Source organism: Salinimicrobium oceani (assembly GCF_012037645.1).
Genome location: NZ_JAAVJR010000901.1, coordinates 1 through 393, shown reverse-complemented (window position 1 = coordinate 393; position 393 = coordinate 1). Strand labels below are relative to the sequence as shown.

At 35.6% G+C, this 393-nt stretch carries 1 pseudogene; it reads right to left on the bottom strand.

The features are described 5' to 3' along the window. Window positions 1-164 precede the first annotated feature (164 nt). A pseudogene (locus HC175_RS19965) lies at window positions 165-393 on the bottom strand (PIN domain nuclease); the annotation flags it as partial.

Below are 393 nucleotides of genomic sequence, written 5' to 3'. Positions count from 1 at the left end.
AATTGGGTTTGGTGCTATTGCTTGCATTGGTGGTAACGTCCCGGTTAACGCAAGTGCGGATTGGAGAGCGAGATTGATCTTTTATTTGCCTTTTTTTAAAGGTACTCAAAAATGCCATTTTTGGCTGGCTGCACATTTGTTTCAACCGTTGTTAGCCACTGGCATTATTTCCGCGCTAAAAATTCTTTTGCGGTTAAAACAGGAATTTTGGAGTTCTTAAAATCTTTTTTGTTTCGTGTAATGATAATATCTATTTGATTTTCGATCGCAGAATAGTACTGAAGTCCGTCCTCAAAATCCGGAAAATTGTCATCACTTAATGCTAATTCCGTTATTTTATCATCTAAACTCAATAATTCAACAAGCACTTTAAATTTTCTCAAGATTTCTTTC